Below are 4230 nucleotides of genomic sequence, written 5' to 3'. Positions count from 1 at the left end.
AAGGCTAACCCTTCCTCTTAACCTTCCAGCACCGGGCAGGCGTCAGTCCGTATACATCGTCTTGCGACTTCGCACGGACCTGTGTTTTTAGTAAACAGTCGCTTCCCACTGGTCTCTGCGGCCTTCAACGCTCACGGAGTAAATCCGGTCACGTGTCCGGCCCCCCTTCTCCCGAAGTTACGGGGGCATTTTGCCGAGTTCCTTAACCACGATTCTCTCGATCTCCTTGGTATTCTCTACCTGACCACCTGAGTCGGTTTCGGGTACGGGCGGCTGCAACCTCGCGTCGATGCTTTTCTCGGCAGCATAGGATCACTGATTTCCCCTTACGGGTACGCGTCGGATCTCAGGCACACAGACGACGGATTTGCCTATCGTCAGCCCTACATCCTTACACCAGGTTCACCTTACGGATACCATCGCCTGGCTCAGCTACCTTCCTGCGTCACACCTGTTCATACGCTAACCGCACCAGCATGGGGTCGAGCGTTAGACCGGCCACCATCACCCCGAAGGGATCCGGTTGTACCGGGTTAGGACTCTTAGCACCACTGGATTAGCTTGGGCGGTTGTTCGCCGGTACGGGAATATCAACCCGTTGTCCATCGACTACGCCTGTCGGCCTCGCCTTAGGTCCCGACTTACCCAGGGCGGATTAACCTGGCCCTGGAACCCTTGGTCTTTCGGAGGACGGGTTTCTCACCCGTCTTTCGCTACTCATGCCTGCATTCTCACTCGTGTAGCGTCCACGGCTGGATCACTCCGCCGCTTCACTCGCCACACGACGCTCTCCTACCACTCCGCACGACTGAACCACGAAGGCTTGTCTATAGTGCGAAATCTACAACTTCGGTGGTGTGCTTGAGCCCCGTTACATTGTCGGCGCGGAATCACTTGACCAGTGAGCTATTACGCACTCTTTCAAGGGTGGCTGCTTCTAAGCCAACCTCCTGGTTGTCTGTGCAACTCCACATCCTTTCCCACTTAGCACACGCTTAGGGACCTTAGTTGGTAGTCTGGGTTGTTTCCCTCTCGACGATGAAGCTTATCCCCCACCGTCTCACTGCTGCGCTCTCACTCACCGGCATTCGGAGTTTGGCTGACGTCAGTAACCTGTTGAGGCCCATCGGCCATCCAGTAGCTCTACCTCCGGCGAGAAACACGCAACGCTGCACCTAAATGCATTTCGGAGAGAACCAGCTATCACGAAGTTTGATTGGCCTTTCACCCCTATCCACAGCTCATCCCCTCCATTTTCAACTGAAGTGGGTTCGGTCCTCCACGACGTCTTACCGTCGCTTCAACCTGGCCATGGATAGATCACTTCGCTTCGGGTCTAGAACATGCGACTCAAACGCCCTATTCAGACTCGCTTTCGCTACGGCTGCCCCTCACGGGTTAACCTCGCCACATATCACTAACTCGCAGGCTCATTCTTCAAAAGGCACGCCGTCACCCCTACTAAGGAGGCTCCGACGGTTTGTAAGCAAACGGTTTCAGGTACTATTTCACTCCCCTCCCGGGGTACTTTTCACCTTTCCCTCACGGTACTTGTCCGCTATCGGTCATCTGGGAGTATTTAGGCTTATCAGGTGGTCCTGACAGATTCACACGGGATTTCTCGGGCCCCGTGCTACTTGGGATACACATCCGGCCATAACACCATTTCGTCTACGGGGCTGGCACCCACTACGGCCCGGCTTTCAAACCGGTTCGACTATGATGCGCTGTAACCGTCCCAGTCCGGCAGAACTGAGTGACGTGTCCCACAACCCCGACCATGCAACGCCCGCCGGCTATCACACATGATCGGTTTAGCCTCATCCGCTTTCGCTCGCCACTACTCACGGAATCACATGTTGTTTTCTCTTCCTGTGGGTACTGAGATGTTTCACTTCCCCACGTTCCCTCTACCCGCCCTATATATTCAGGCGGGAGTCACCAGGTCGCAAAACGCCTGGCGGGGTTTCCCCATTCGGAAATCCTCGGATCGAGGCTCGATTATCAGCTCCCCGAGGCTTATCGCAGATTTCTACGTCCTTCATCGGCTCCAGATGCCAAGGCATCCACCGTTTGCCCTTAGAAACTTGACCACAAAGATTAAAATTGCGATCCAACGTCACACCACACCAGCCCGAGGGCTGATCATGGATGACGCGAATCAAAGATGCTCGCGTCCACTGTGTAGTTCTCAACATACGATCGGCACCAGCACTCCCCCACCACAACGGTAGGTTCACCCTGGCCCGACGAAGGACCCGTAGGCCCAACCCCCACCACCACTCACGTGACGACAGGAAGCCTGGTCCCTCAGGACCCAACAACGTGCACCAGCCAGCAGCTCCACCCCCGACCCGTCCCAACCCTGCAAGCAGAGCGTACTGAGGTCGGAAGCATCACTCCCAACTGCACTGTCAATGTTCCACCCATGAGCTACCCGTCGGACACGTTCGGTCCGAATCAGGCGCCTGGACCATGCGTGCCCCGATAAGGGACAACACGAGGCCAGATGCTCCTTAGAAAGGAGGTGATCCAGCCGCACCTTCCGGTACGGCTACCTTGTTACGACTTAGTCCTAATCACCGATCCCACCTTCGACGGCTCCTTCCACAAGGGTTAGGCCACCGGCTTCGGGTGTTACCGACTTTCATGACTTGACGGGCGGTGTGTACAAGGCCCGGGAACGTATTCACCGCAGCGTTGCTGATCTGCGATTACTAGCGACTCCGACTTCATGAGGTCGAGTTGCAGACCTCAATCCGAACTGAGACCGGCTTTTTGGGATTCGCTCCACCTTACGGTATCGCAGCCCTTTGTACCGGCCATTGTAGCATGCGTGAAGCCCAAGACATAAGGGGCATGATGATTTGACGTCATCCCCACCTTCCTCCGAGTTGACCCCGGCAGTCTCCTATGAGTCCCCGGCATAACCCGCTGGCAACATAGAACGAGGGTTGCGCTCGTTGCGGGACTTAACCCAACATCTCACGACACGAGCTGACGACAACCATGCACCACCTGTACACCGACCACAAGGGGGCGACCATCTCTGGCCGTTTCCGGTGTATGTCAAGCCTTGGTAAGGTTCTTCGCGTTGCATCGAATTAATCCGCATGCTCCGCCGCTTGTGCGGGCCCCCGTCAATTCCTTTGAGTTTTAGCCTTGCGGCCGTACTCCCCAGGCGGGGCGCTTAATGCGTTAGCTACGACACAGAAACCGTGGAAAGGTCCCTACATCTAGCGCCCAACGTTTACGGCATGGACTACCAGGGTATCTAATCCTGTTCGCTCCCCATGCTTTCGCTCCTCAGCGTCAGTTACGGCCCAGAGATCTGCCTTCGCCATCGGTGTTCCTCCTGATATCTGCGCATTCCACCGCTACACCAGGAATTCCAATCTCCCCTACCGCACTCTAGTCTGCCCGTACCCACTGCAAGCCCGAGGTTGAGCCTCGGGATTTCACAGCAGACGCGACAAACCGCCTACGAGCTCTTTACGCCCAATAATTCCGGACAACGCTTGCACCCTACGTATTACCGCGGCTGCTGGCACGTAGTTAGCCGGTGCTTTTTCTGCAGGTACCGTCACTTTCGCTTCTTCCCTACTAAAAGAGGTTTACAACCCGAAGGCCGTCATCCCTCACGCGGCGTTGCTGCATCAGGCTTTCGCCCATTGTGCAATATTCCCCACTGCTGCCTCCCGTAGGAGTCTGGGCCGTGTCTCAGTCCCAGTGTGGCCGGTCACCCTCTCAGGCCGGCTACCCGTCGTCGCCTTGGTGAGCCATTACCTCACCAACAAGCTGATAGGCCGCGAGTCCATCCCCAACCAAAAAATCTTTCCACCACCAGACCATGCGGCCAGTGATCATATCCAGTATTAGACGTCGTTTCCAACGCTTATCCCAGAGTCAGGGGCAGGTTACTCACGTGTTACTCACCCGTTCGCCACTAATCCACCCAGCAAGCTGGGCATCATCGTTCGACTTGCATGTGTTAAGCACGCCGCCAGCGTTCGTCCTGAGCCAGGATCAAACTCTCCGTAAAAAAATACAGACCCAACACCCGAAGGCATCAGACCGAGTTGATTCTGACTGTTGACTGTCTACTGACAATCTTCAATCCAAAAGGAATTGCTTCATGACCCAGTCAGCAAGCCGACCAGGCACGAGGTCAATCAATAAATTGGCATTGACAATGTGCACGCTGTTGAGTTCTCAAGGACCAGACGCACT

Annotated in this window: 2 rRNA genes (1 of these 2 only partly in view); both read right to left on the bottom strand. The window is 55.7% G+C overall.

Annotated elements, in window-relative coordinates:
* Window positions 1-2093, bottom strand: a 23S ribosomal RNA gene (locus HQQ79_RS18445) (it extends 1134 nt beyond the left edge of the window).
* A gap of 427 nt (window positions 2094-2520) precedes the next feature.
* Window positions 2521-4042, bottom strand: a 16S ribosomal RNA gene (locus HQQ79_RS18340).
* The 16S and 23S rRNA genes sit together here, the layout of an rRNA operon.
* Window positions 4043-4230: the final 188 nt, after the last annotated feature.

The sequence above is a fragment of the Curtobacterium sp. VKM Ac-2852 genome, from assembly GCF_013205045.1.
GTDB classification, from domain to species: domain Bacteria; phylum Actinomycetota; class Actinomycetes; order Actinomycetales; family Microbacteriaceae; genus Curtobacterium; species Curtobacterium flaccumfaciens.
This window is presented reverse-complemented; position numbering and strand designations above follow the sequence as displayed.